Below are 23,878 nucleotides of genomic sequence, written 5' to 3' on the forward strand. Positions count from 1 at the left end.
ATTTCAGCTATGTTTTCTCTTGACGCTGATCTTGTAAAAAGGCAAGGAATTCCTCAACTGAGTCTTCTGCGGGCCAAAAATCAGCGGCAAGATCTTGAAGGTCATGAACAGTAGTGGGGCTGCGGACGGCCTGCAGCTGTGAAAGTGAGATGCCTTGCCAAAATTCGGTACTCAGCGCTTTGAGATTAGGTTGCGAATTAGAGGCTAAATCGTTTTGAATCAGGATTTGCAAAAGTTGCTGACGTTCTATTGGTGAAAGTGGTTGAATAGCGGCGATCGCGGCTTCGAGTTGTGGAGTCATAGCACATCTCCCTATAAAGCTTCTAATAAAAGGTAAAAGTGGAACAGTAAAGTGGACATTGCTCACCTTGCGATTGGGTAGCAGCAAATTCGTAGTCTGAAGCGCTTTTGTTGATTGTATTCGCTACATGTTCAAACATATCAAAAGCAAACTATTGACGCCGATCGCCCAATATTCTAAACTCACTCATTAAGCTGTGGCAGTCCAAACGTTACAGCCGTTCACACAGACTCAGAAACCTAGCGGCCCCTGGAGGTGCTGGACACACCAACAGGAGCCTAAACCCCCCAAACTCACACGCAGTTCGGGCAGGTCTAGGGGCGATTTTACCCTTAGCCACCCTACTTTGCGCTGCAATTTTGTGGGGTGGCTATGTTTTTGGGTTCTGGGAATAGGGGAAAGGCAGGAGAAAAGTCAGAAGTTAGAAGGCAAAGGGCAGAAATTAAGCGACGGGGTGATAAAGGCTGAGCGCCTTTCACTTCATCGTTCTGCCTTCATCCTTCATCCTTCGCTTTCCGCCTTCCCCTCCCAGACTCAAACCTAAAAGAGGGAAAAATCATGTTTCAAGAAAACCACGTCAGCGATCGCCCGTCCTGCGCGATCGCCCCGCCTGCCCATGAATCATCTGACTCTGGCGATCAGGTGCGCATTCTCATGTATGGCCCCTGGCCCTGCGTGCGGCTAGAGATTCACCGCCTGCACGTCCTGGGCTATGCCGAAGCGATCGCCTGGAGCAAGCCCATGCCCACCGATAAGCCTGGTGAAGTTAGGGTCATCCTCACTAAACGCTGTCGGTTGGACTAAGGGGGACGGCGAATAGGTCAGTAAAGGCTAATAGGACAAGGCGATCGCACCACTTTCATTCTCTGACCGCGATCGCCGCCTGCTTCTACCTGCCATTCCCTACGATGCCAGCGCCGCCGTAATCGCGTCTACCACCCGCGCCACCGGCATCACCTCCAGCGTGCTTTTCAGCCCCTGTCCCTTGGGCACGATCGCCCGCTTGAAGCCCAGCTTCGCCGCTTCCTTCAGCCGCAGCTCCATCTGCGATACAGGCCGCACCTGCCCCCCCAGGCCCACTTCGCCAATCAGCACCGTGTAGGGATCCACCAGGCGATCGCGGAAACTTGCCACTACCGCGATCGCCACGCCCAAATCTGCGGCGGGTTCCCCCACATTCAGCCCTCCCGACGACGCTACATAGGCATCCAGCTTCGACAGGGGAATTCCTACCCGTTTCTCCAGCACCGCCAAAATCTGTAGCAGACGATTGTACTCAATCCCCGTAGTTGAACGTCGGGGTGAGCTGTAGCTAGTCGGACTCACCAAAGACTGCAATTCCACCACCAGAGGCCGTGTCCCCTCACAGGCCACAATCGTGGCAATCCCCGGCACCACCTCATCCCGGTTGCCCAGAAACAGCTCCGACGGGTTGCGCACCTCCTCCAGCCCTCGATCCACCATCTCAAACACCCCCAGCTCATTCGTCGCCCCAAAGCGATTTTTCACCGAGCGCAGCAGGCGGTGACTGGCAAAGCGATCGCCCTCAAAATACAGCACCGTGTCCACCAGATGTTCCAGCACCTTCGGCCCCGCGATCGCCCCTTCCTTCGTCACATGGCCCACAATAAACAGGCTAATCCCCTCTCGCTTGGCCACCTGCATCAGCGCTGACGTACATTCCCGCACCTGAGACACTGACCCCGGTGCCGAGGTGAGCTGACCATAGTACAGCGCCTGAATACTATCAATCACCGCCACCTGAGGCCGGAGAGACTCTAGCTCCATCAGGATAGTTTCCAGGTCAGTTTCGGGCAGGAGGTAGAGAGAAGAGGGAAATGAGGCAGGTGAGCCTTCATTCTGTTTTGAATTTTGAACTTTGAATTTTGAATTTCCCCCTCCATCTCCCCTCCCTTCCTTATCATCTCCACCTCCCCCTTCTTCCCCAATTCCTAGCCGCTGCGATCGCAGCTTCACCTGCTGCCCAGATTCCTCAGCACAGACATAGAGCACCGGGAAAAAGCGAGCAAGCTGATTGGCAACCTGCAGCAGCAGCGTCGATTTACCGATCCCCGGATCACCCCCTACAAGGGTGAGCGAACCTGGAACAATGCCGCCGCCTAAAACGCGATCGAGTTCTTGGTAGCCAGAGCTGAGGCGGGCTTGGGGATGATCTTGGACCTGGGCTAGGGTTTGGGATAGCCGGGGCTGGGGATCTGACTTGGCAGCGCGGGAAGCGGAACGCGATCGCCTCGCGGTTGTGGAACTAGCGACGGCGCTTTCAGCCGCAATCTGTTCAACCAGGGAATTCCAGCTGTTGCAGACCGGGCAGCGGCCAAAGTATTGGGAAGATTCAGCCCCACATTGATTACAGACGTAAACGGTGCGAGATTTTGGCATAAGCTATAAAACTGATAAAAGCGACTCAACCCTAGGGCAAAACAGCAACATTAATTTACAGAAACATAAGGATTTCTAAAGAAAAGTACGCCTTTTTTAGCAGATGACTTAGCGCTTCCTAACGATATTTTTGCTGGATCCAGGTAGGTAATTGAGGAATCTTAAAAAAGCTTGAAAACACCTTATATAGGGCGTTATCAATAGTTAAATATCGAACATAATGATTTATGATCTTAATATCACTGTACTAAAAGTTTATTAACAGAAATCTATCTGTTGATTCTAGAGATAGACCGTTTGGTAGGAGCATAGAGAGCATTGGAAAACGCTAAAGAAAAGATATTAGTTGTTGACGACGAGGCCAGTATCCGCCGAATTCTTGAAACTCGCCTCTCCATGATTGGCTACGACGTTGTGACGGCAGCAGACGGCGAAGAAGCCTTAGAAACCTTCCGTGACGCCATTCCTGACCTAGTTGTCTTAGACGTCATGATGCCCAAGCTAGACGGCTATGGCGTTTGTCAGGAGCTGCGCAAAGAGTCAGACATTCCCATCATTATGCTGACGGCGTTAGGAGATGTGGCCGATCGGATCACGGGTTTAGAGCTGGGCGCTGACGACTACGTGGTCAAGCCTTTCTCTCCCAAAGAACTCGAGGCCCGAATTCGCTCCGTTCTCAGACGGGTTGAGAAGAACAACACCACAGGCATTCCTAGCTCTGGGGTGATTCAGGTCAATAACATTCGCATCGATACAAACAAGCGTCAGGTCTATAAGGGCGATGAGCGCATTCGGCTAACGGGTATGGAGTTCAGCCTGTTGGAACTGCTGGTAAGCCGCTCTGGAGAACCCTTTTCCCGCTCTGAGATTTTGCAGGAGGTTTGGGGCTACACGCCAGAGCGCCACGTTGATACCCGCGTTGTAGACGTACACATTTCTCGCCTGCGAGCCAAGCTAGAAGACGATCCTAGCAACCCTGAACTGATTTTGACAGCGCGAGGGACAGGCTACCTGTTCCAGCGAATTGTTGAGCCGGGGGAAGAGTAGTCTGAGGATAGTCTGATAAAATTTCTTAAAGTTTCTAAAGATTCAATCAATGGGGTTGACTCAGGCACGAATCGCAATTGATGCGATGGGTGGGGATCATGCGCCCGCCGAAATTGTTTCTGGAGCTATCCGAGCTGCGGCTGAACTCGGTGTGGATGTTCTTTTGGTAGGTGAGCCAGAGGCAATTCGCGCTTCTACGCCCCACCCTGAGAACCTAGCTCAGGTGGAGATCGTTCCGGCAGAAGGCTCTATCGAGATGCATGAGGAGCCATTGAGCGCTTTGCGGCGCAAGCCACAGGCTTCCATCAACGTGGCGATGGACTTAGTAAAGCAGGGGCGAGCCGATGCTGTGGTTTCTGCCGGACATTCCGGTGCGGCAATGGCAGGCTCTCTCCTGCGTTTAGGCCGGATTAAAGGCATCGATCGCCCGGCAATTGGGGCAGTCTTTCCCACCGTGATGGCCGACAAATCGGTGCTCATTTTGGACGTGGGCGCCAACGTGGACTGTCGACCTAAGTTTTTAGAGCAGTTCGCCGTTATGGGGACGGTCTACTCCCAGTATGTCTTGGGGGTAGAAAAGCCTAAGGTGGGGCTGCTGAACATCGGGGAAGAACCCAGCAAGGGTAATGACCTAGCGCTGCGGGTTCACCAAGCCCTGAGCGACAATCCCGCCGTCCCTTTTGTCGGCAACGCTGAAGGGCGCGATATTCTGTCAGGCGACTTTGACGTGGTAGTGTGTGACGGCTTTGTCGGCAACGTGCTGCTCAAGTTTGCAGAAGCCGTAGGTGAGTCCATCCTGCAGATTTTGCGGGAAGAGCTGCCGCAGGGCGTTCGAGGCAAACTGGGTACGCTGGTGCTCAAAAATAACTTGCGGCGGATTAAGCAGCGGGTAGACCATGCTGAACACGGCGGCGGCTTACTGCTGGGCGTGGCTGGTATTGTAGTAATTAGTCACGGTAGCTCTCAGGCACCCTCTATTTTCAACGCTGTCCGCCTAGCCAAAGAGGCAGTAGATAATCGAGTACTGGAGCGAATTCGAGCGCAGTACCAAAAGGTCGCTGCCCCTGCAACAGATGGAGAATAGATGCGGCAACAATTTGAACACGGCGTTTCAATTATTGGCAGCGGCTCAGCCAAGTTAGAGACGGCACTCAGCAACGCCGACTTAAGCCAGATCGTGGAAACCTCGGACGAGTGGATTGCGACTCGTACCGGCATTCAGCAGCGTCACGTCGCCAGCCCGCAGGAGTCGCTCAGGAGTTTAGCAGCGGCAGCGGCGCGGAATGCGATCGCCATGGCCGGACTGACGCCAACCGATATCGACCTAATTCTGCTGGCGACTTCTACGCCGGATGATCTGTTTGGCACCGCCAGCCAGGTGCAGGTAGAAATAGGCGCTGCCAGGGCGGTGGCCTTCGATCTAACGGCAGCCTGCTCCGGTTTTGTCTTCGCGCTAGTGACGGCGGCTCAGTATATTCGCACTGGCACTTATCAAAATATTGTTGTGATTGGGGCAGATTTGCTGTCTCGCTGGACAGACTGGGGCGATCGCCGCACCTGCGTTCTCTTTGGGGATGGCGCGGGAGCTGTGGTGATGCAGGCGAACTCCCGCGATCGCCTGCTTGGCTTTAAGCTATGCAGCGACGGCACTCTGAATCACTGTCTCAATCTGGCTTACCGCAGTGAGTCCCAAACGCTCGTAGATGACATTACCGTTCAAACAGGCAGCTTTGCCCCCATCAGCATGAATGGCCGCGAAGTCTATCGCTTTGCCGTCAGCAAGGTGCCTGAGGTGATTGAAAAAGCCCTGTTTCATGCCGGACTCTCGACTGACGATATTCGCTGGCTGCTGCTGCATCAGGCCAATCAGCGCATTCTAGATGCCGTAGCTCAGCGCTTAAAAGTGCCTGGCGATCGCGTCATCAGCAATATGGCCCGTCACGGCAACACGTCAGCCGCTTCGATTCCCATCGCTCTAGACGAAGCCGTTCGTGATAACCGAATTCAGCCAGGCGATATCATCGCCTCCTCCGGGTTTGGCGCTGGGCTAACTTGGGGAGCCGCTATTTTCGAGTGGAACTAGCTGCCGGTGGCGGCTTGATTAACAACAAGGGCAATATCCCCCTATTTTTTCGTCAACCAGCTGCTGGCTACAGAAGGCCAAGCGGCGTGCTAAGCTGCGATCTTGGCGAGAATGGGTGAGAGAAATCCGTGTCGGCGACAAATCAGTTTTTTCTGCGCAATATCTGGTATCACGCCATGCCTAGCCGGGCGCTAAAGCCGGGCAAAATGCTGGTAAAAACCCTTTTGGGTGAAGCTATTTTGTTCGGCAGAACTCAAGCAGGTGAGGTCTTTGCGCTGAAAGATGTCTGTCCCCACCGGGCTGTGCCCTTGAGCTGCGGCTGGTTCGACGGCGAGGCCGTCCAGTGCTGCTATCACGGCTGGAAATTTGACGCGGCTGGCCGCTGCACCGAAATTCCTTCCCTCATGCCCGACCAGCAGATAGATCTCAATCGCTTCAACGTCCAGGCTTACACAGTTCAAGAAACCCAGGGCAATATCTGGATCTATATGCCAGAGTCCTATCCGGCAGAGGCCGCACCGCCACGGTTTGACGTACCCAAAATTCCGGGGTTTGCCCCCCAGGCTCAGCCCAACGTCACCTATACCATGCGGTTTCCCTGCTTTATCGATCACGCAGTGGTGGGGCTGATGGATCCGGCCCATTCTCCCTACGTCCACCGGGCCTGGTGGTGGCGTACCAGCGAGCTGCATGACGAAGTGAAGTGGTTTGATCCGTCCACCTACGGCTTCACCATGCGGCGACACCGTATTGCCCACGCCGGACGGCTGTACGGCCTAATCGGCGGCGTCCCGGAAACCGAAATTATCTTTTATCTACCGGGACTGCGGACTGAGGAAACCACCACGGCTAAACACCGCGTCGTCAACCTGACAACGGTGACGCCCCTTTCTGAAACCGAAACCGACGTCACCTTTGAGCTGTACTGGGATATTCCCTGGGGCTGGCTGTTGCAGCCGCTGATGATTCCTTTAATCAAAGCCTTCTTGGGGCAGGATCGAGACGTGGTGGCTAAACAGCAAATCGGCCTCCGGCAGGATTCGGTGCTGCGGCTGATCAAGGACTCCGATACCCCCGCCCGCTGGTACTATCAGCTCAAAAACGAATACGCGCGATCGCAGGCAGAAAAGCGCGAATTTGTCACGCCGGTCAAATCGCAGCAGCTCCGCTGGCGGGCTTGATAACTTCCTTGTTTTGCCGTCTCCCTCCTGTGGCACAATGAGAAACAGTCATAAATTTTTGGTTAAATCTGCTCATACGTCTTCAGGCGTAGCCGCAGATTTTTGTTCACTGCTGTTGCCAGTTTTGCGAGTTTTATGTCAGCTCCCCGTCGCGCTGTTTTTCCCTTCACTGCTGTTATTGGCCAGGAAGATATGAAGCTGGCCCTGCTGCTTAACGTCATCGACCCCAAAATCGGGGGCGTCATGATTATGGGCGATCGCGGTACGGGTAAGTCCACTACAATTCGGGCGCTGGCAGATCTGCTGCCTGAGATTGAAGTAGTGGTTGACGATCCCTTCAGCCGTGCTCCGGATGATCCGGCTGTTCTCAGCGAGCGCCCAGGGCAAGGAATTGAAACGGCCAAGAAAAAAGTGCCGATGGTAGATTTGCCGCTGGGCGCTACCGAAGACCGGGTTTGCGGCACCATCGATATTGAAAAAGCCCTCTCTGAGGGGGTGAAAGCTTTTGAACCGGGCCTGCTTGCTAAGGCTAATCGCGGCCTGCTGTATGTCGATGAGGTCAACCTGCTAGACGATCACCTCGTAGACGTACTGCTCGACTCCGCCGCCTCTGGCTGGAATACCGTGGAGCGCGAAGGCATTTCCATTCGTCACCCGGCCCAGTTTGTCCTGATTGGCTCCGGCAACCCCGAAGAGGGCGAGCTGCGCCCGCAACTGCTCGATCGCTTTGGTATGCACGCTGAAATTCGTACGGTCAAAGAGCCAGAACTGCGGGTTCAGATCGTGGAAGAGCGCTCTGAGTTTGATCGCGATCCAGAGGCTTACCTGGCGGAGCATCAAGAGCCACAGGCTGATCTACAGCAGCGGCTAGTCAGCGCTCAAGAACAGCTCAAGGCCGTCAGCATCGACCATGACTATCGGGTCAAAATTTCTCAGATCTGCTCAGAGCTAGACGTAGATGGTTTACGGGGTGACATCGTTACCAACCGGGCGGCCAGAGCGCTAGCGGCTTATGAAGGTCGCAGTGAAGTGACCGTAGATGACATTGGCCGGGTAATTGCCCTCTGTCTGCGGCACCGCCTACGCAAAGATCCGCTGGAGTCAATTGACTCAGGCGACAAGGTTGAAAAAGTCTTTCGACAGGTATTTGGCCTGCCCGAACCAGAACCTGCCGCCAACGGCAGACAGCCAGCAGGGGTACGCTAAACATTACATGGCGCAGCGAATTCTGGGCCTAGACCCAGGACTAGCCATTCTGGGCTTTGGCGTTCTGGACTGTGAATGTTCCAGTCAGCTAGGGGAGTCCAGTACGGCTATTCTTGACTTTGGCATTATCGAGACGCCTGCCAAAACAGCGGTGGGCGATCGCCTCTGCATTATTTATGACGATCTCCACAGCCTAATTGACCAGTGGCAGCCCGATTTAATCTCTATTGAAAAGCTGTTTTTTTATCGCATGGGCAACACAATTCTGGTGGCCCAGGCCAGAGGCGTAATCATGCTCGTTCTGGCCCAGCAGAAAACCCCTTTTGTGGAATTTACCCCGGCCCAGGTAAAACAGGCGCTGACAGGGTATGGCAATGCCGATAAGCAGGCGGTACAGGAAGCAGTCGCCAGAGAACTGTTTTTAGAAAAGATTCCTCGGCCCGACGATGCGGCAGACGCCCTGGCCTTGGCTTTGGCTGCCTGGTTCCAAAGATAGACTTACAATTGCCAGTAGCCGTTTTAGCTATCTGCATAATATCCAGTCACGCAAACACATGGGACGTAACGCAAAACTTCGCCAACAACGACGCCAAGAACGCCAGGGAGATTTGGCAGCAACGGCTGAAAATAGTCCTTTATTTCGTCAGCCCCGCAAAAAGACTCAGCTAGAAGTAGCAGCTCTGCCTCAGCCCCAGCCGCAAACGTCCGCAAACAAATCTTTCTTCGGCAAGCTGTTCTCGCGATCGCGGTCAGATCAATCCGCCTCTTTGGTTTCCGCCGCCGATGAAATGGATCGCTTTTTCGCCACTTATCAGCAGTGGTTAGGCGCGATCGCCTGGGAAGGCTATCAGACTCTAGGCCCAGGGCTGCTCTTGGCTGTCAATACAGCTCAGCAAACTGTCCAGGTGGAATACCTGTCGCGGAAGCTGCTGAAACGGTACTTTCCGCCAGAGTCCCTAGAATCGGCCCAGACAACCCTCAAGCTGTGTGACTTTGGCGAGGAGATAGCCCTGGCTTACACCACTCAGTCTGGAGAAATGATGCTGGGTTCACCGCGATCGCCCGCTCCCCTGCCCGCTGAGTGTCATCGACTTTGGCAGGCCAATGAGCTGGTCATGCCCGACCTGGATCAGCCTGAAGAGGATAGCTAACACAACAAAGGCACCGCAAACTCACGCGGTGCCTTTATGCAATCAGCCTGCAAAGGCTATTACGAATTTTGCTTCACAACCGGGGTGATGCCCTGGCGCTCTAGGCAAGCCTGAAACTCTGACTCGGCCTGGCTGATTTCGTATTCGCTGTAGTCTTCTTTAAGGTCAAAAACACGCTCTAGGTAGTCATTGCCGAACTTGTCTAAAGCCCGCTGCAAGTCGCCTTTGGTGAGCTGTTGCGGTAAGCACTTGGCGATCGCGGATACATCATTACCGCTAGGATCGACAAAATCATTCGTAGCAGCCTGAGCCGGTAGAGCCTGCAGCCATACCGTCATCAGCAAAACAGCCGCTACGGCCCAGCGGCTTAGCTGTTGCAAAGTTTGCTTAAAAGTTTGCATAAGAAATTTCCGTTTAACAACTTTTCTAGCTTTGCAAATATTCATACTTTCAGCTTCCCCCTAAAGAAGGGCCTCAGCTAGAAGTTGATCTCAGCCAGTAGAGGGAATATTGGCGCGCTAAGACTGAGGCGGCTGCTTGTGAGACAGTCCCAGCATGGGTAAAGGGGGACGGGCTGAGCGATCGGGCAGGTAGCGCACTGGCGATCGCTCGGTGAATCTGACTGGCCGGCGCTGACTACGCCACCAGTGCCAAGCCAAAGCACCGCCGCTGGCAGCTAAACCAAAGATGAGGAGTGACCCGCTACTTTCGAGGCCGCCTAAAACAGCATCAACTAGACCCGCCGTAAAAATGAAGCTAACGACTGGCTCTCGCCGATAGGCCAGTCTCAGTAATCGTGAAAACGAATGACTCATGAGTAAATCACACTGAAATACTGTTTCTGAAGCGACCTATTAACTCACTGATGTCTTAAAGCTGGCGCTGACTAATGCAGTCCTAACCAGGTGAGTACGCCTTTTCCGGTAATAAACTCAATCAGTACGACAATAATAAATCCGACCATAGCCGCCCGACCGTTGAGGCGCTCAGCGTATTCATTGAAGCCGGTTTTGGGTCGCTCTATATTAGGTACAGCAGTCGGTTCAGGCTTTGACACAGTTAGCTCCCTTGCTCTCTTGTTTCCATCTTCGACGGAGGTGAAGCTGCCGTCAATGGCGGATTGCCGTCCTGGAGGGCTGAGCGATTAGAGAAAGTTCATAGGATTGACCGGCTCGCCGTTACGCCGTACCTCAAAGTGGAGGTGTGGCCCGGTTGATAGACCAGTGGAGCCAACGGCGGCGATCGCCTGCCCCTGCCCTACCCCCTGGCCTTCACTGACATAGAGCTGGCTAGCATGAGCGTACAGCGTCGTAATTCCTTCCCCATGATCCACAATCACGGCGCGGCCATAGCCCCCGTACCAGCCCGCAAAGATGACGCGGCCTGAGTCAGCGGCCTGAATAGTGCTGCCGTGACTAGCGCCAAAATCAATGCCGGAGTGAAAGCGGCGATAGCCCAAAATGGGATGAACGCGGGTACCAAAGTTACTGGTAATGCGGCCTCCAGCCGGATAGATCATCTGTCCGGTGCCGCGAATAGTGCTGCTTTGGGCCGCAATGCGCTGGCGGATTAGCTCAGCTAGCTTGGCGGAGTCGCGGGCTAGCTGGGCTTCGGCGGCTTCTAGGGCGGCGCTGTCTTGCTTGAGGCGGCTGATCAGCTGTTCTTGCTGCTGAGCTTGGGCTTCGTACTGTTGCTTTTGGGCTAAGAGTTCCTGCTTCGCAAGGGCCACCTGATTCTTCTGATTTTCCACCTCAGCTCGCCGCTGCTGCAGTTCGTCCGCTTTGCGTTTGAGGTCTGCCAGAGTGGAGCGATCGGCAGCATAGACTAGCTTGAGCTGACGCCGCCGGTCGATAAACTGGTTCAGGTCTTGACTCTGCAACAGTACGGCCCAACCGCGACTGTGCTGCTGCCGCTGCAGGAACTGGAGCCGCGCCACTGCAGCCTGCTGCATCCCCTGATAGTTTTTTTCAGCCACTATCAAGTCTTGCTGTAGCTGCTGCAAAAGCTTTTCCGCGGCAGCCAAACGGCGCTCAGTTTCCTGAATTTGGGCGGCAGTAACCTGTATGGTCTCCTGCAGTCCACTCAGGTGCTGCTCAGCAGCCTGCTCTAAATTTTGCAGGCGATCGCGCTCCTGATTGAGATTCGATCGCTTGTTTTCAATTTCCTGCTGCTGCTGCTGTAGCTCTTCCACCGAGGATTCAGTCTGGGCGATCGCTGGCTGGCTTCCTAAACGAATCGGCCAGAAAGCCCCTAGATAGGCAGGCAGAGACAGCAGCAGCAGGCTCAATAACCCGGCGCAGCCCCACCACAGCCACCGCTGAATTCCTTTAGGTCGTCTCATTCGCTGAACCATTTGCCTCAACGCCAACCTAGGGCAACAACACCAAAAGCAGCCATCATCAAGCCAGAAATCCTATTTAACCATCGCAGCCGCTGCAGATCGAACCTGGCTCGAAAAAGATTAACACTCCAGCTCAATAACCACCACCACAGCGCCGAGCCAAAAAACACGCCTAAAACTAGCACGCTTGAGTCTAAATAGCTGCGATCGCCTTCAGCCAGTCCTAATCCAGCGAAGATAGCCACAAACGAAAGAATAGTTGCCGGGTTGGTCAGGGTCAGTCCCAGCGTAGAAAGGTAGGCCCCTAGCAAAGTGGACTGGGGGGCGATCGCAGCGGCATCAGTAGCAGGCCGACTGACAAAAATCTTGGCACCGAGATAGATCAAAAACAGGCCACCGACGAGCCGTAACCAGAGGGTCTGACTGACTAAAAACTGGGTCAAAAAGGTCAGCCCAAATCCGGCAATGCAGCCATAGAGGCCATCAGCGGTGGCCGCGCCCAAGCCAGAGACTAAACCTGATAGACGACCCAGAACTAGGGTACGGCGAATACAGAGGATGCCGATGGGGCCGACCGGGGCGGCAATGGAGAGGCCGAGGAGTAAGCCTTGGAGGAGCAGGGGCATAGTTTGGGAAGGTGGTAGAGGTAAGGAAGGTGGTAGGTGAGGAAGGTGGTAGAGGTGAGGAAGATGGTAGAAAAAAGCGCGGGTGATGGGTTAGGAGTTTTCGTCAAAGGGGGGAACGGGCAGGAGGAAGTTTTCTTTGACGGTGGAGAGGACAATGATGGTGCGGGTTTTCTGAATACCGGGGAGGCTTTTGAGCTGATCGCTAATTAGGTGTTCGAGGGCTTGGGTACTGCGACAGCGAACCTTGAGCAGGTAGTCATCTTCGCCGGTAACGTGGTGGCATTCCTGAATTTCCGGCAATGCCATTACCTTGGAGATAAAATCCTGCCGGGATTGGGGCTGGTCGAGAGTGACGGCAATAAAAGCGGTGAGGAGGTAGCCTAGCTGCTGCGGATCGACCTGGGCGTGATATCCCCGGATAATTCCTCGTTCCTCTAGCCGTCTGACCCGATCGGCAGCCGCTGGTGCGGAAAGTCCTAGCACAGCAGCCAGTTCTGACCAGGTGATACGAGCGCGCTGCATCAGACAGGCGATCGCTTTGAGATCGAGCGGGCCAAGGGGCATAAAAATCTTGGTTGAACCGGGTGGAGTGGCTGCGGTTGATTCAGCTTGACTAGCCTATAGCCTACAAAAACCAAGAATTAATGGCGCATTAGGCTTAGAAAATAAGGTTTTAACCCTATTTTTCTTTTGAATCAAAAGTTAGCCGTCAGTTTTTAGCCTCGATCTTGAGCGTCTTCGATGAGGCGATTGTGAAGCAAGTTCGCTGCTGTAGTTAACTTTCGGTGAATAGGGGCGGTTCTAAGCCGAATGGCCGAGTGAGGTCAAAAAAATTCTGTGTAATTTGATACTTATAAGCCATTTGGTAAAAGCTAAAGATGATCAAGTTAAGCGCGATTTTGGGCTTGGTGGTGACGGTTTCTCTGGGGATGGTGAGTGGGGCAGAAGCCTTCACCTTAACGCCAGCTCCAGACTTCACCGATTCTGAGTTCGAGGACTTAGTGCGCAGCGGCGGATTTACTGAGCTGTTTGTAACTGAAAGTCGCGCCGGCAATAACGGCAATTCCGGCGATCGCGAGTTGGGGATTAACGGGCCGCTGGTGCCTAATAGTTCAGGCGGATTTGACCCCGTGACTCCGGTGGCTGAGGGGCAACGCACCTGGAATAGCGGGCAAGTTATCAACTTTGAGCTAATTTTTGACGCCGTGACTAATCTGGCGCGCTACACCGTGGGCAGTCAAACCCTGACGGCCAATTTTAACGCCTTTGATCCCAACAGCCTCTATATTCGCACCCGGTCTGAAGGACGCAATGGCGGCACCGCAGCTTTCACCCTGCAGAATCTACAGCTTGACGATGGCACTGGGTTTCAAGCTTTGCCTAATGTGCTCTCTAGCGGCAGCGATCGCGACGTCAGCTACCTAATCGTTTCTGATCTAAACGCCTCGTTTACGCTGCGCGGTGAGCAAATTCTAGCCTGGAGTGGCGACTATCCCAGAGGCTCTCGCCTAGCCAGCCAGATTAAAGTAGGGAGCAGCCCGGCTGAACCGGTACCTGAACCGATGACCCTGCTTGGCAGCCTAGCCGCAGTCGGCATGGGTCTGGGTCTAAAGCGCTATCAGGAAACAGCCAGAGAAGCTTGAGGTCTGCACTAAGGCAACTTGGCCGATAGCAAACTTAAACCTCTCAAAGCAAGCGATCTTAGCCGTAGTGGCAGAGATCGCTTGTTTGGTATGAGATATAGCGGGCTGATCTCAAGAAATTACTAGAATAGGGAAAGCCCCCGCATCATTGCTCAACCAAAAATCAAACAGCCAACATGATCGAAGCGCTATCTCAGTGCCTGAGTACCCTCTCTCTTCCGGCAGACTGGATCGGTATCCGAGCCGTCAAAGAGTCTATTAACCAGCGATCAATGCGGGATGAGAAGCCTCAGCGCAACTCGCGATTGCTCAATCGGGGCGCTATGGTTGAGGTGCTGGCCCAAGGGCAGCTTGGCTACGCCGCCACAAACGTTCTCTCCCCTACCGGACTGCAGCAGGCAGCAAAAGCCGCTTATCAGCAGGCGATCGCTGCTAGCCAGTGGCAGCTGCATCAGACTCAGCCCGCCGTCCGGCCTGCCGTGACGGGGCGCTATCAGTCAGTCCAGCGGAAACCTTTTGACGCCCTGAGTCCGGCAGACATTAATGATGTGCTGGCCCGTCTCTGCCAGCAGCTGCAGGTGTCCGACAAGATTGTGCAAACCAATGCCACCGCGATCGCCAACGAGACAGAATCTTGGTTTGTCAGCAGCAGTGGCGCCGAAATTTACCAGCAGTTTTTCTTAGTAGAAACTCACTTTGGCGTCACAGCCCAGGATGAAGGCGTGGTGCAGCAGCGCACAGACAACGGCCCGCTGGCTCACTGCTATCAGGGGGGCTGGGAATTTTTTTTAGGGCCAGATCTGTGGCAGCGGGCAACCAATATTGGCGAACAAGCGATGGAGTTGCTGAGCGCGCCAGACTGCCCGGAAATGCCGACGACGCTGGTTTTAGCGCCTGACCAGATGATGCTGCAAATTCATGAGAGTATCGGCCATCCCCTAGAGCTAGATCGAATTTTAGGCGATGAGCGCAATTACGCCGGAGGCAGCTTCGTCAAGCCAGCAGACTTTGGTCAGTTGACCTATGGCTCACCGCTGATGAACATCACCTTTGATCCGACGGTGGCTGAAGAGTTTGCCAGCTATGGCTTTGACGATACCGGCGCACCCGCGACGCGAGAATACCTGATTCGCGCCGGCATTCTAGAGCGGGGGCTGGGCAGTCTGGAAAGTCAGGCGCGCCTGGGCGTGCCGGGAGTTGCCTGTGCCAGGGCTTCCCTGTGGAATCGACCCGCGATTGACCGGATGGCAAACATTAACTTGGAGCCGGGCGATCAGTCCTTTGCAGCGCTGATTGGCAATATTGAGCAAGGCGTCTATATGCAGACCAACCGCTCTTGGTCAATCGATGACCAGCGCTACAAGTTCCAGTTTGGCTGCGAATATGCCCAGCTCATTGAGCAAGGAAAACTGACAAAAACCCTGCGCAATCCCAACTACCGGGCCACAACGCCCCAGTTCTGGCGCAGCCTCAAGGCAGTGGGCGATCGCTCCACCTGGCAGGTCTATGGCACGCCCTACTGCGGTAAAGGTGAACCCAATCAGGTGATTCGGGTAGGGCATGGCGCCCCTGTGTGCGTTTTTGAGGCGATCGAAGTTTTTGGGGGAGCGGCATGAGATTAGTCTGGGAAACGCTGTTTGAGCAGCTAGCAGACCGTCTGCGATCGCAGCTTCAAGCTGAAGAGACTTTTACCCTGACGCTGTCGGGGGAGTCCAGCCAGTTCGTCCGCTTCAACCAGGCCAAAGTACGCCAAAGCGGTCTGGTGCAGGATGGGGAACTGCAGCTGACGCTAATGAAGCAGCAGCGCATCGGCGATCGCCACCTGCCGTTTACCGGCGATCAGGCTGAGGATTTAGCCCAGTTGCAGACCGCTTTAACCGAACTGCGGGCTGAAGTCGAGCAGCTTCCCGCCGATCCCCATATCGTCCTGCCCAGCGGCAGCGCCACCAGCCGTGAAAGTCACCACGGCCAGCTACTGGCTCCGGAAGCCGTCGCGGCGACGATTCTAGCGCCGGTGCAGGGGTTGGACTTTGTCGGTATTTATGCTAGCGGTCAGGTGATCCGGGCCTATGCTGACTCGGCGGGGCAGACTCACTGGTTTGAAACTGACACATTCACGCTGGACTATTCCTGCTTTACGGCTGATGGACAAGCCGTCAAGGGCACAGTAGCCGGTAGTGACTGGGATGAAGCCGTCTATCAGCACACTATTGACCAAACTAAGGCACTGCTGGCTAAACTGGCGCAGCCGCCTAAGCCGATTGCACGGGGTAGCTATCGCACCTATCTAGCGCCCGCCGCAGTCGCAGATTTAATCTCTATGTTCTCTTGGGGCGGCGTCAGTGAAAGCGCTATCCGGCGGGGAGGCAGTCCTTTTGGGCTGATGCGTCGAGGCGAAAAGCAGCTATCGCCTAAATTTACCCTGGTTGAAGACTTTTCCCAAGGTCTGGTTCCCCGATTTAATGAACTGGGAGAAGCAGCGCCGCAGCGCCTGCCGATTATTGCTGCAGGAGAGTTGCGCCATAGCCTCATTAGTTCTCGGACCGCCAAGGAATACGATATTGACTCAAACTATGCGGCGGGAGGAGAATATTTGCGATCGCCCAAAGTTGAGCCAGGCGATCTGGCTGAGTCAGACATTCTGGCGGCTTTAGACACGGGCCTGTACGTTTCTAATCTGCACTATCTCAACTGGAGCGATCGCCCCCAGGGCCGCATCACGGGCATGACTCGCTATGCCTGTTTTTGGGTAGAGCAAGGAGAAATCGTCGCCCCGATTCAAAATCTTCGCTTTGACGACAGCTTCTACCGTATCTTCGGTGAGCAGCTATTGGCCCTGACTGATTTCCGCCAGTTTATTCCCGAAGTAGGCACCTACGGCAACCGTTCTTTGGGCGGTGCTTATGTGCCTGGTGCCCTAGTCGCAGACTTTACCTACACCCTTTAGCAATCTAGTTGCCTAAAAAGATTGCTAGCCAACAAAATAGCTATAGGATTAGTTCTTGCGGCTAAGCCTGTCAAACAACAGTAATTGCTTCATTTGTCTGAGCGTGAGCTGTGATCAATTTCTTCTTTGGAATAGTGACCTGTGAATCGCATATCTGAGCAGCGGCTGACGTTTTCATCCGGCAGTCTAATTATTCTGATTGCCGCCGTTCCCCTCCTAATTTTGCTATGGCAGCTAAAGGGGCTGATTTTACTGCTGTTAATCTCAGTAGTTTTGGCCTCCTCAATTGCTCCCGTCGTGGATTGGGCAGAGCGCTATCGGGTGCCGCGCTGGCTTTCGGTAGTCTTAATTTATCTGCTTCTAATTAACGTCATTGTTAGCGCTATTTTTCTGGTTGGTCCGACTATCTTTGAGCAGATTGAACGGCTAATTCGGCAAATTCCGCTGTCTCTGAGAAGCGTATTCGCCTACATCGAAGCGCAGGTGATGGATCTCAACGATACCCGCCCTGATCTAGCGGGTGAGCTATTCAACCAGGTTCTAGACGTTCAGGCTCTGACCCGCTGGGCGATTCAGTCTAGCCAGCAACTTTTGGTGCGCTCTTACGGAGTTACGACAGGCATTTTAGGCGGCGTGTTTAGCCTGATTCTGTCTCTGTTTTTATCGGGCTATATGCTGGCCGATAGCCGGACGCTGATTAAAAACTTGGTGCGGCTGCTGCCTCAGCCCTGGGACGCCCGCGTAGAAGCGCAGGTAGCTCCCGTAAGCTATCGCATTGGCAGCTATATTCGCGGGCGGCTGATTGTCTCGGCTATCCTCTCGGTGGCGACCACCACCAGCCTCAGCTTTCTAGGGCTGTCGGAGTTTGCTTTAGGATTGGGGGCGATCGCGGGTGTTACTAACCTGATTCCTTTCCTGGGGCCGATTCTGGGGGCCATTCCGGCTATTGTCCTAGCGGCGTCTCAGGGCGGCTGGACGTTTCTCTGGGTGATTCTGCTCTACGTGATTTTGCAAAATCTGGAAACCTATGTGCTCGATCCGCTGCTGGTGGGGTCTTCCGTGGGCGTACATCCGCTGTATCAGCTCCTGGCAGTTCTCGGCGGCACTCAGGTCTTAGGCATTATTGGAGCGCTGATTGTCCCCCCCTGGATTGCCGGGGGCGCGGTCGTGCTAGAAAATCTCTATCTGCGGCCTAAGCTCATGGCGGAGCGGCGAAAACAGGGCAAAAAGAGCGATCGCCTGCGGGAAGAAGCGCCCGTTGAGGCCACCGCCCTGCCGCGCTAGCTGACCTGACTTTAAGCCTTGCCAAGCAGTACAGGCCGCGTGTCTTTCACCAGACGCACCACCCCAACGAAGACAGTAAAAAACTCCAAGCGACCTAAAAACATGCCCACCGTTTCGGCCCAGAGCAGACTCGCCGGAGCATCAGCAGCCGTAACGCCTACGGAAAGTCCCACCGTGCCCATGGCGCTGGCATATTCAAATAGGCTTTCCTGCAGGGTATAGCCGTGGGCGGCAACTACTAAACTGCCAACCGCATAGATTAGCAAATATAGAAAAATAAACAGGCTCACCTGACGGATCTGGCTGTCTTGCAAAAAGCGCTGGCGATCGCCCTGCCAGATGACTGGCTCACTCACCGCGCTAGGGGGCATGAGCAAACGCCGTACTTCCCACATCAGGCTACAGTAAAGCAGGTAAATCCGAAACTGCTTGATCCCGCCCGCAGTGGAGCCAGCCCCACCGCCAATGAGCATCAGCACAATCAGTATTAGCCAGCCTAGGCCGTTCCAGTCCGTATAGCCCACAGTAGAAAATCCGGTGGTGGATAGCGCCGTCACCGTCTCGAAAATAGCGACGCGCACCGCTTTGCCAGTTGTCGGGTAAAAGCCCGCTGCTACGCCCAGAAACAGAATCAGAGCACACAGCGGTATCACAATTGCCTGCAGCCGCACCTGGCCATTGCGCACCACAGACTGAAACTGTCCGGTCAGCAGCAGGTAGCTGGTGACAAAGTTGAGCGCCCCCAAAATCATCAGCACAATCGTGACAATTTCAACGGCGGGGCTATCCCAGTAGCCAATTGAGTCTGGGCGCGTGGAAAAGCCGCCGGTCGAGAGGGCCGCAAAGGAGTGATTCACCGCATCAAACCAGCCCATCCCGGCCAATCGCAGCGCCACAGTGCCCACAGCCACATAGCCGGAGTAAATCCCCAAGACTAGCTTGGCTGACCGCTGCACGTTGGGCACAAGCTGCTCGCTGCGGCCCTCAGCACTGCTCAAGCCGGAACCCGATGGTCCCGCGATCGCGCTTAGGGTAATAATTGCCAATCCGGCCCCGCCAAACAGCTCCATGATGCTGCGAAACAGCAAAATCAGGTGAGAAGTCTGCGTCACATCTACGACCGAAAGCCCCGTGGTTGTCCAGCCGCTGGTAGATTCAAACGCTGCCTGCGTAAAGTTAAGCCCGTCCAGCAGCAAAAAAGGAACGGTGCCAAACAAAATGGCTAGCAGCCAAGCCAGCACCACAATCACGGAGCCTTCCTGCAGCGTTAGGCTGGCAGCAGGTCTGGGCAAGAGCGATCGCCAAACCCCAAAGCCTAATCCGCTGAGGCCAAGACCCGGTAGCAAAAAGCCCCAGGCGAGTCGCCACTCTTCTGGATAGGCCAGCAAAGCAATCAGCGGTGCCAGAATGGCCAGCCCTGAAATAAAGCACACCAGTCCGGTATAGGCCAAAACGGCCCGGTAACGCCGCTGCAAAAACTGCTGATATCGCATTAAGGCTCTCCTCCTGCCAGCGCCCGCTGAGCCGATCCATAATGCTCGCTTTCGCTGACTAGAATGAGCCGATCTTCAGCGCGCAGGTGCATCCACTTGCTGGGAATCAGCACCCGCCCGCCGCGAATGATGCAGGTGATGGCCGCCCCGGTCAGCTTTAGATCCTGAATCTTGTGTCCTACTGCCGGACTGGTATCCTGCAGCGTAAACTCGGTGACCGTGACGTCGCTTTGGCTAATCGGCACCAGATTTTTGACATCCTGATAATCCGCCTGCTGCTCAATCAGCGATCCTAAAATTTCCGTAGCTGAGAAAACCATCGTCACCCCCAGCTTTTGGAACACCTCGCGGTTGTCCGGGTCATTCACTAGGGCAATGGTACGAGGCACGCCGTAGCGATCTTGGCCGATTTGACAGGCAATCAGGTTATCTTGATCGCGGTTAGTCAGCGCTAGCAGCACGTCAGCGCCGTAGGCTTCAGCTTCCTGCAGCAGCAGCGGATTGCTGCCGTCTCCCACCATCACCGTCGCCTTGACTTGGCGCGAAAGCAGCACCGCTTCCCCTTCGTCTGGCGTAATGATGGTGAGGTAGTAGCCTTTACTGGTGAACTGCTTGCTGAGAAAGTAAGCCAGCTTACCGCTGCCAATTAAAATCACTCTCATGACGATACTTCACCTCTGGTTTGAAGTGCCTGGACGAACTGCTCGGCTGAAAGCTGGGTAGGGCTGATGGTTTCAATCTCAAACTCGCGGTAAATCGCTTCACGAGCTGGGTCAAACACACGGGCCAAGACGGTGGGAATATTGAACAGCTTTTTGGCGATCTGGGCCACCATCAGGTTGAGGTTGTCCTGATCGGTTACGGCCAAGAGACAGTCAGCTTTATCAGCTTTGGCCGCTTTTAGGGTGGCCATCTCAGTGGCATCTCCGGTAATTTGAAAGCCGCTAAATTCGCTAGAGAGCGACCTGAACGCGCTATCGTTGCAGTCAATCACAACGATACTATTTCCTTCGGCGCTGAGACGGCTAGCCAAAATTGACCCCAAGCGGCCACAGCCCACCACCACAATATATTTAGAATTAGCCATTGCCATAAGAGAAGAAAGCGAGTTAAAAATTAGTCGAACATTAGAGACTAGGCCGCGTTTTTGGATTGCGGGTGGCCCGGTGCAGATTTTGCTGGGCCGGTTCGTATGTGGGATCTAAATCCAGAGCCACTCGATAGTTTTTTAGAGCTTCGAGGCGATCGCCTTTGACTTCCAAAAGCTCTCCCAAGAAGTTAAATGCTTCCGGGCGTTCTGGATGCGCTCCGATCGCCTGCTTAACTTGGCTAATAGCCGCATCAAAATTACGCTGACTGGCCTGGGCCTTGGCGGCGGCCATCAGATCGTCGTAGCTGCTGGTGTCTTGAGGCTGCAGCGATCGCCCCAAAACCTGAGCCACTAAATCGCGAATTTCCTGGGGTGTAAACGGCTTTTGCAGAAAGTCCACCGCTCCTAGCTTCATCACCTCAACGGCGCTGTCCACCGTACCATGAGCGGAAATTACGATCACTTTCAAATCGGGCTGGCGGTCTTTGAGCTGTTTGAGCACTTCGACTCCGTCCATGCCTGGCATCCGAATGTCCAGCAGCATTAGATCAAATGTGTCTTTTGCCAGCTGATCGAGGGCGTCTTGGCCGCTGACCGCCGTTTTTACCTCATATTGAGCGTCTAAAGACTGAGCGACCGTTAAGCGAATGTTTTTCTCGTCGTCAGCGACAAGCAGTTTAGCTTTCGACATGGGCAAGATCTCCGGTTGAACGTTGATTAGCAGCAGCGATCGGTAGCGTCAGGCTGAAGCGGCTGCCTGACCCAGGGCTAGACTCTACCCAGATGGTGCCACCGTGGGCTTTGACAATTTCTTTGCAGATAGCCAGTCCCAGGCCGGTACCGCCCGTATCGCGATCGGTTTCGACTTGGACGAATTTGTCAAAGATGCGGCCCTGATAGGCTGGGTCAATACCGGGGCCGTCGTCTTCAACTGAAATCCGGATCCAAGTGCCCTGAGGCTGAGCGGCAACCAAAATTTTGTGCTCAGCGTAGCGCAGGGCATTGGCAATCAGATTGGTCAGCACCCAGGTAATTTTGTTAGGGTCAGCGTTGACCTGGGGTAGATCGTCGCCAGTCTGGGCCTGGAGCTGAAGCTGCTTCTCTGCAACCTGCACCTGAAACAGAGCGATCGCTTTTTCAATCAGCAGCTTCGTATCAACCGGCACGCGGGCCATCTCAATTCGGCCCGATTCAATTTTGGAAAGATCCAGCAGCTCATTGACTAAGTTGCGCAGTCGCTGCACGTCTTCTTGAGCCGCCCGCAGCAGATCCTGCTCCCGCTCTGCCAGCTTGCCCTGAGAGCTTTCCAACAGCAAATCAATGCTCATTGCCATGCCCGTCAGCGGCGTGCGCAGTTCGTGAGAGGCTGTCATCACAAACTCGCTTTTGAGCTGATCGATTTCCTTCAGCTGGGTGATATCCTGCAGCAGGACGACCACGCCTAAGCGCTGCCCGGTTTCAGTTTTGACCGGCGTAATTAAATAGCGGTAGTGCTGGGTGGTTTGGCGCTCAACCGTGAAAATAGCCTCATCTTCCTCAGGTTGCAAGAACTGACCTGACTCAGCCGTAGCCTGGATTTTTTCAAACAGGGAGCGATTGTCAATCGCTTCTAAGCAGTGTTTACCCATAGCCTGAGTCGGCGTAGTGCCGAAGAGACTGGCCGCTGTGGGATTAATCGCAATAATCAGGGCGCTGTCGTCTACGACTACAATACCGTCAGTGATGCTGTTGACAATGGCGTCGCTGCGCTGCTGCTGCGCCATGATTTTATTCACGTTGAGGCTGCGATACTCGCTCAGCCGCTGGCTCATGCGGTTGATGCTGGCGGCAAGCTGTCCTAGCTCATCGCGCGATCGCACTGTCAAGGCAACATCATAATTTCCTTCAGCAATTTGCTCCGCCGCCTGGTTCATCGACTGCAGGGGCCGAGTTAACGCCCGCGAAAAAATCAGGCTCAGCATAAAGCCCAGTGCCGCTGCGCCAATACCGGCCGCGCTCATAGAGGCGATCGCCTGCCGCGAAGTGCGACCCGCCTGCTCCGCCGCCTGAATCATTGTCTGCTGATTAAGCTGGCGCAGTTCAGCTACAGCTTGGCGCACAGCCGAAAAATCTGGCTGAACGGTCGTCTGGTAAAAGTCTGTGGCGGCGGGTGATTCATCTAGCTGCTGCAGCTCGGCCACGCTGATCAAATAGTCTCGATAGCTGGCTTCAAGTGCTGCTAGAATATCGGCCTCACCGGCAATGGTGACATTATCTTTGGCCCGACTTAACCACTGCAAAAAGTCTATTTCGTTCGTTTGAAACAAAGCAATGCTATCAGCATCATCATTCAGCAGGTCAATTAAGGTAGCGCTGTCCTGCCGCTCAATGGAGTCCAACATGCCGTTTGCGGCGCGAATACTCTGATAGTTTTCCTGCAGAATGGCATCGCTGGCTTTGCCCAAACGCCATAAGTTCCAGACGCCCCAACAGCCAACTAGAATTAACAAGGTTAGCCCGAAACTGTAGCCAGCTAGGATCTTAGTCCTTAGTTTCACAAAAGCCTGAACTCCTGAGCATTTTCTGATTATCAGCGACTTCAAAGAATCTGCAATCAGTCAGTTGATAGAGCAAAAGCAGAGATAGGTTAAAGAGATTCAGGCTGATGTTAGCTAATTCAATAGACAACAATACTCAGTGTTTAACAATCTCTGCCTATAGCTAAGACAATTTTTATCAATCGAAAGACATATCTATTTACAGCGCAAGATAGATTTTGGAATAGCCTCCTAAAACTAGCAAACTAATTTGTGTCAGACCTGTTTGGGCAGACAATCATGAGCACAAGTATTTCTGCTTAAGTAAGTAGGTCTGATTATTTATAGGACGCATTTCGACTTCGCCTCAATGCTCGATTCATGGCTAGGCAGGGGGTTGAGCGAAGCCACAAACCGGCAACCTAAGTTGAACTTGATTTGCCCCTCCTACTTTGAGACAGGTTGAGAGTTGCGCATTTTTTCTTTAAAAAATCAACTACCTAGAGTAAATAGATGGAGTCTAAGCATCAATACCGCAAGGATGTTTTAAATATTTAATAGAATTCATA

Annotated in this window: 25 protein-coding genes; 12 read left to right on the forward strand and 13 right to left on the reverse strand. The window is 54.1% G+C overall.

Annotated elements, in window-relative coordinates; translation table 11 throughout:
* Nucleotides 1-7: 7 nt before the first annotated feature.
* On the reverse strand, nucleotides 8-301 hold the full coding sequence (locus QJQ48_RS11155) for a hypothetical protein (protein ID WP_346291308.1): 294 nt from the start codon (nucleotides 299-301) through the stop codon (nucleotides 8-10).
* Between the two features lie 558 nt (nucleotides 302-859).
* On the opposite strand from QJQ48_RS11155, the gene QJQ48_RS11160 reads away from it, so the two are divergent.
* Complete coding sequence (locus QJQ48_RS11160) at nucleotides 860-1,105, forward strand: hypothetical protein (RefSeq protein ID WP_346291309.1); 246 nt, start codon at nucleotides 860-862, stop codon at nucleotides 1,103-1,105.
* Between the two features lie 99 nt (nucleotides 1,106-1,204).
* On the opposite strand, the gene radA is transcribed toward QJQ48_RS11160, so the two are convergent.
* A complete protein-coding gene (gene radA / locus QJQ48_RS11165; protein WP_346291310.1) occupies nucleotides 1,205-2,701 on the reverse strand; it encodes a DNA repair protein RadA in 1,497 nt (498 codons plus the stop codon).
* A 318-nt stretch (nucleotides 2,702-3,019) separates the two neighbouring features.
* Here radA and rpaB point away from each other — a divergent pair, with 318 nt between their 5' ends.
* The 7 genes from rpaB (at nucleotide 3,020) to QJQ48_RS11200 (ending at nucleotide 9,369) form a co-directional block, all read left to right on the forward strand.
* On the forward strand, nucleotides 3,020-3,748 hold the full coding sequence (rpaB, locus tag QJQ48_RS11170; RefSeq protein ID WP_346291311.1) for a response regulator transcription factor RpaB: 729 nt from the start codon (nucleotides 3,020-3,022) through the stop codon (nucleotides 3,746-3,748).
* A gap of 49 nt (nucleotides 3,749-3,797) precedes the next feature.
* Complete coding sequence (plsX, locus tag QJQ48_RS11175; protein WP_346291312.1) at nucleotides 3,798-4,832, forward strand: phosphate acyltransferase PlsX; 1,035 nt, start codon at nucleotides 3,798-3,800, stop codon at nucleotides 4,830-4,832.
* The gene (locus QJQ48_RS11180; protein ID WP_346291313.1) at nucleotides 4,833-5,831 is read left to right on the forward strand and encodes a beta-ketoacyl-ACP synthase 3; all 999 of its coding nucleotides are present in this window, start codon (nucleotides 4,833-4,835) and stop codon (nucleotides 5,829-5,831) included.
* A gap of 128 nt (nucleotides 5,832-5,959) precedes the next feature.
* On the forward strand, nucleotides 5,960-7,012 hold the full coding sequence (locus QJQ48_RS11185) for a Rieske 2Fe-2S domain-containing protein (protein WP_346291314.1): 1,053 nt from the start codon (nucleotides 5,960-5,962) through the stop codon (nucleotides 7,010-7,012).
* Nucleotides 7,013-7,147: 135 nt separating this feature from the next.
* Entirely contained in the window at nucleotides 7,148-8,218 is a 1,071-nt protein-coding gene (gene bchI / locus QJQ48_RS11190; RefSeq protein WP_346291315.1) for a magnesium chelatase ATPase subunit I, read from the forward strand.
* A gap of 7 nt (nucleotides 8,219-8,225) precedes the next feature.
* Nucleotides 8,226-8,714, forward strand: a complete 489-nt coding sequence (gene ruvC, locus QJQ48_RS11195; RefSeq protein ID WP_346291316.1) for a crossover junction endodeoxyribonuclease RuvC — start codon at nucleotides 8,226-8,228, stop codon at nucleotides 8,712-8,714.
* A 58-nt stretch (nucleotides 8,715-8,772) separates the two neighbouring features.
* Complete coding sequence (locus tag QJQ48_RS11200) at nucleotides 8,773-9,369, forward strand: hypothetical protein (protein ID WP_346291317.1); 597 nt, start codon at nucleotides 8,773-8,775, stop codon at nucleotides 9,367-9,369.
* Nucleotides 9,370-9,428: 59 nt separating this feature from the next.
* On the opposite strand, the gene QJQ48_RS11205 is transcribed toward QJQ48_RS11200, so the two are convergent.
* The 6 genes from QJQ48_RS11205 to QJQ48_RS11230 all read right to left on the reverse strand — a co-directional run bounded on the left by QJQ48_RS11205 (nucleotide 9,429) and on the right by QJQ48_RS11230 (nucleotide 12,900).
* Nucleotides 9,429-9,770 carry a hypothetical protein gene (locus QJQ48_RS11205; protein ID WP_346291318.1) on the reverse strand — a complete coding sequence of 114 codons (342 nt, stop codon included), beginning with the start codon at nucleotides 9,768-9,770 and terminating at the stop codon, nucleotides 9,429-9,431.
* Between the two features lie 117 nt (nucleotides 9,771-9,887).
* A complete protein-coding gene (locus QJQ48_RS11210; protein WP_346291319.1) occupies nucleotides 9,888-10,184 on the reverse strand; it encodes a hypothetical protein in 297 nt (98 codons plus the stop codon).
* A 71-nt stretch (nucleotides 10,185-10,255) separates the two neighbouring features.
* Entirely contained in the window at nucleotides 10,256-10,426 is a 171-nt protein-coding gene (locus QJQ48_RS11215) for a hypothetical protein (RefSeq protein ID WP_346291320.1), read from the reverse strand.
* Between the two features lie 87 nt (nucleotides 10,427-10,513).
* Nucleotides 10,514-11,710 (reverse strand): murein hydrolase activator EnvC family protein, encoded by a 1,197-nt coding sequence (locus QJQ48_RS11220; RefSeq protein WP_346291321.1) that lies wholly within the window; start codon nucleotides 11,708-11,710, stop codon nucleotides 10,514-10,516.
* Between the two features lie 17 nt (nucleotides 11,711-11,727).
* Nucleotides 11,728-12,336: a LysE family translocator gene (locus QJQ48_RS11225; RefSeq protein ID WP_346291322.1), complete on the reverse strand. Its 609-nt coding sequence runs from the start codon at nucleotides 12,334-12,336 to the stop codon at nucleotides 11,728-11,730.
* 90 nt (nucleotides 12,337-12,426) lie between these two features.
* Entirely contained in the window at nucleotides 12,427-12,900 is a 474-nt protein-coding gene (locus QJQ48_RS11230) for an Lrp/AsnC family transcriptional regulator (protein WP_346291323.1), read from the reverse strand.
* A gap of 314 nt (nucleotides 12,901-13,214) precedes the next feature.
* Between QJQ48_RS11230 and QJQ48_RS11235 the strand changes: the two genes are divergently transcribed.
* From QJQ48_RS11235 to QJQ48_RS11250, 4 genes are all read left to right on the forward strand, one after another.
* The gene (locus tag QJQ48_RS11235; protein WP_346291324.1) at nucleotides 13,215-13,979 is read left to right on the forward strand and encodes a PEP-CTERM sorting domain-containing protein; all 765 of its coding nucleotides are present in this window, start codon (nucleotides 13,215-13,217) and stop codon (nucleotides 13,977-13,979) included.
* Between the two features lie 176 nt (nucleotides 13,980-14,155).
* A complete protein-coding gene (locus QJQ48_RS11240; protein ID WP_346291325.1) occupies nucleotides 14,156-15,595 on the forward strand; it encodes a TldD/PmbA family protein in 1,440 nt (479 codons plus the stop codon).
* Nucleotides 15,592-16,926 (forward strand): TldD/PmbA family protein, encoded by a 1,335-nt coding sequence (locus QJQ48_RS11245; protein ID WP_346291326.1) that lies wholly within the window; start codon nucleotides 15,592-15,594, stop codon nucleotides 16,924-16,926. Before QJQ48_RS11240 ends, QJQ48_RS11245 begins: the two co-directional genes overlap by 4 nt.
* 150 nt (nucleotides 16,927-17,076) lie before the next feature.
* Nucleotides 17,077-18,210: an AI-2E family transporter gene (locus tag QJQ48_RS11250; protein WP_346291354.1), complete on the forward strand. Its 1,134-nt coding sequence runs from the start codon at nucleotides 17,077-17,079 to the stop codon at nucleotides 18,208-18,210.
* 11 nt (nucleotides 18,211-18,221) lie between these two features.
* Here QJQ48_RS11250 and QJQ48_RS11255 read toward each other — a convergent pair whose 3' ends face one another.
* Genes QJQ48_RS11255 through QJQ48_RS11275 form a run of 5 tightly spaced genes read right to left on the reverse strand, consistent with a single transcriptional unit; the run spans nucleotide 18,222 to nucleotide 23,282 of the window.
* Nucleotides 18,222-19,703 (reverse strand): TrkH family potassium uptake protein, encoded by a 1,482-nt coding sequence (locus tag QJQ48_RS11255; protein WP_346291327.1) that lies wholly within the window; start codon nucleotides 19,701-19,703, stop codon nucleotides 18,222-18,224.
* Complete coding sequence (locus QJQ48_RS11260; RefSeq protein ID WP_346291328.1) at nucleotides 19,703-20,365, reverse strand: potassium channel family protein; 663 nt, start codon at nucleotides 20,363-20,365, stop codon at nucleotides 19,703-19,705. The genes QJQ48_RS11255 and QJQ48_RS11260 overlap by 1 nt, the downstream gene beginning before the upstream one ends.
* Complete coding sequence (locus QJQ48_RS11265; RefSeq protein WP_346291329.1) at nucleotides 20,362-20,790, reverse strand: potassium channel family protein; 429 nt, start codon at nucleotides 20,788-20,790, stop codon at nucleotides 20,362-20,364. Before QJQ48_RS11265 ends, QJQ48_RS11260 begins: the two co-directional genes overlap by 4 nt.
* Before the next feature lie 40 nt (nucleotides 20,791-20,830).
* Nucleotides 20,831-21,484 (reverse strand): sigma-54-dependent transcriptional regulator, encoded by a 654-nt coding sequence (locus QJQ48_RS11270; RefSeq protein ID WP_346291330.1) that lies wholly within the window; start codon nucleotides 21,482-21,484, stop codon nucleotides 20,831-20,833.
* Nucleotides 21,471-23,282, reverse strand: a complete 1,812-nt coding sequence (locus QJQ48_RS11275; protein ID WP_428843042.1) for a sensor histidine kinase — start codon at nucleotides 23,280-23,282, stop codon at nucleotides 21,471-21,473. Before QJQ48_RS11275 ends, QJQ48_RS11270 begins: the two co-directional genes overlap by 14 nt.
* Between the last annotated feature and the right edge of the window lie 596 nt (nucleotides 23,283-23,878).

The organism is Sphaerothrix gracilis Ecp01 (assembly GCF_030405905.1).
Classification (GTDB): Bacteria; Cyanobacteriota; Cyanobacteriia; order Phormidesmidales; family Phormidesmidaceae; genus Sphaerothrix; species Sphaerothrix gracilis.

What these genes read in the sequence shown, in the direction of transcription:
- bchI (WP_346291315.1), top strand. Translation starts at nt 7,148, where the DNA reads ATGTCAGCTCCCCGTCGCGCTGTTTTTCCCTTCACTGCTGTTATTGGC.
- QJQ48_RS11255 (WP_346291327.1), bottom strand. Translation starts at nt 19,703, where the DNA reads ATGCGATATCAGCAGTTTTTGCAGCGGCGTTACCGGGCCGTTTTGGCC.
- QJQ48_RS11155 (WP_346291308.1), bottom strand. Translation starts at nt 301, where the DNA reads ATGACTCCACAACTCGAAGCCGCGATCGCCGCTATTCAACCACTTTCA.
- QJQ48_RS11235 (WP_346291324.1), top strand. Translation starts at nt 13,215, where the DNA reads ATGATCAAGTTAAGCGCGATTTTGGGCTTGGTGGTGACGGTTTCTCTG.
- plsX (WP_346291312.1), top strand. Translation starts at nt 3,798, where the DNA reads ATGGGGTTGACTCAGGCACGAATCGCAATTGATGCGATGGGTGGGGAT.
- QJQ48_RS11230 (WP_346291323.1), bottom strand. Translation starts at nt 12,900, where the DNA reads ATGCCCCTTGGCCCGCTCGATCTCAAAGCGATCGCCTGTCTGATGCAG.
- QJQ48_RS11225 (WP_346291322.1), bottom strand. Translation starts at nt 12,336, where the DNA reads ATGCCCCTGCTCCTCCAAGGCTTACTCCTCGGCCTCTCCATTGCCGCC.
- QJQ48_RS11200 (WP_346291317.1), top strand. Translation starts at nt 8,773, where the DNA reads ATGGGACGTAACGCAAAACTTCGCCAACAACGACGCCAAGAACGCCAG.
- QJQ48_RS11240 (WP_346291325.1), top strand. Translation starts at nt 14,156, where the DNA reads ATGATCGAAGCGCTATCTCAGTGCCTGAGTACCCTCTCTCTTCCGGCA.
- QJQ48_RS11260 (WP_346291328.1), bottom strand. Translation starts at nt 20,365, where the DNA reads ATGAGAGTGATTTTAATTGGCAGCGGTAAGCTGGCTTACTTTCTCAGC.
- radA (WP_346291310.1), bottom strand. Translation starts at nt 2,701, where the DNA reads ATGCCAAAATCTCGCACCGTTTACGTCTGTAATCAATGTGGGGCTGAA.
- QJQ48_RS11265 (WP_346291329.1), bottom strand. Translation starts at nt 20,790, where the DNA reads ATGGCTAATTCTAAATATATTGTGGTGGTGGGCTGTGGCCGCTTGGGG.
- QJQ48_RS11270 (WP_346291330.1), bottom strand. Translation starts at nt 21,484, where the DNA reads ATGTCGAAAGCTAAACTGCTTGTCGCTGACGACGAGAAAAACATTCGC.
- QJQ48_RS11180 (WP_346291313.1), top strand. Translation starts at nt 4,833, where the DNA reads ATGCGGCAACAATTTGAACACGGCGTTTCAATTATTGGCAGCGGCTCA.
- QJQ48_RS11210 (WP_346291319.1), bottom strand. Translation starts at nt 10,184, where the DNA reads ATGAGTCATTCGTTTTCACGATTACTGAGACTGGCCTATCGGCGAGAG.
- QJQ48_RS11220 (WP_346291321.1), bottom strand. Translation starts at nt 11,710, where the DNA reads ATGAGACGACCTAAAGGAATTCAGCGGTGGCTGTGGTGGGGCTGCGCC.
- ruvC (WP_346291316.1), top strand. Translation starts at nt 8,226, where the DNA reads ATGGCGCAGCGAATTCTGGGCCTAGACCCAGGACTAGCCATTCTGGGC.
- QJQ48_RS11245 (WP_346291326.1), top strand. Translation starts at nt 15,592, where the DNA reads ATGAGATTAGTCTGGGAAACGCTGTTTGAGCAGCTAGCAGACCGTCTG.
- QJQ48_RS11160 (WP_346291309.1), top strand. Translation starts at nt 860, where the DNA reads ATGTTTCAAGAAAACCACGTCAGCGATCGCCCGTCCTGCGCGATCGCC.
- QJQ48_RS11205 (WP_346291318.1), bottom strand. Translation starts at nt 9,770, where the DNA reads ATGCAAACTTTTAAGCAAACTTTGCAACAGCTAAGCCGCTGGGCCGTA.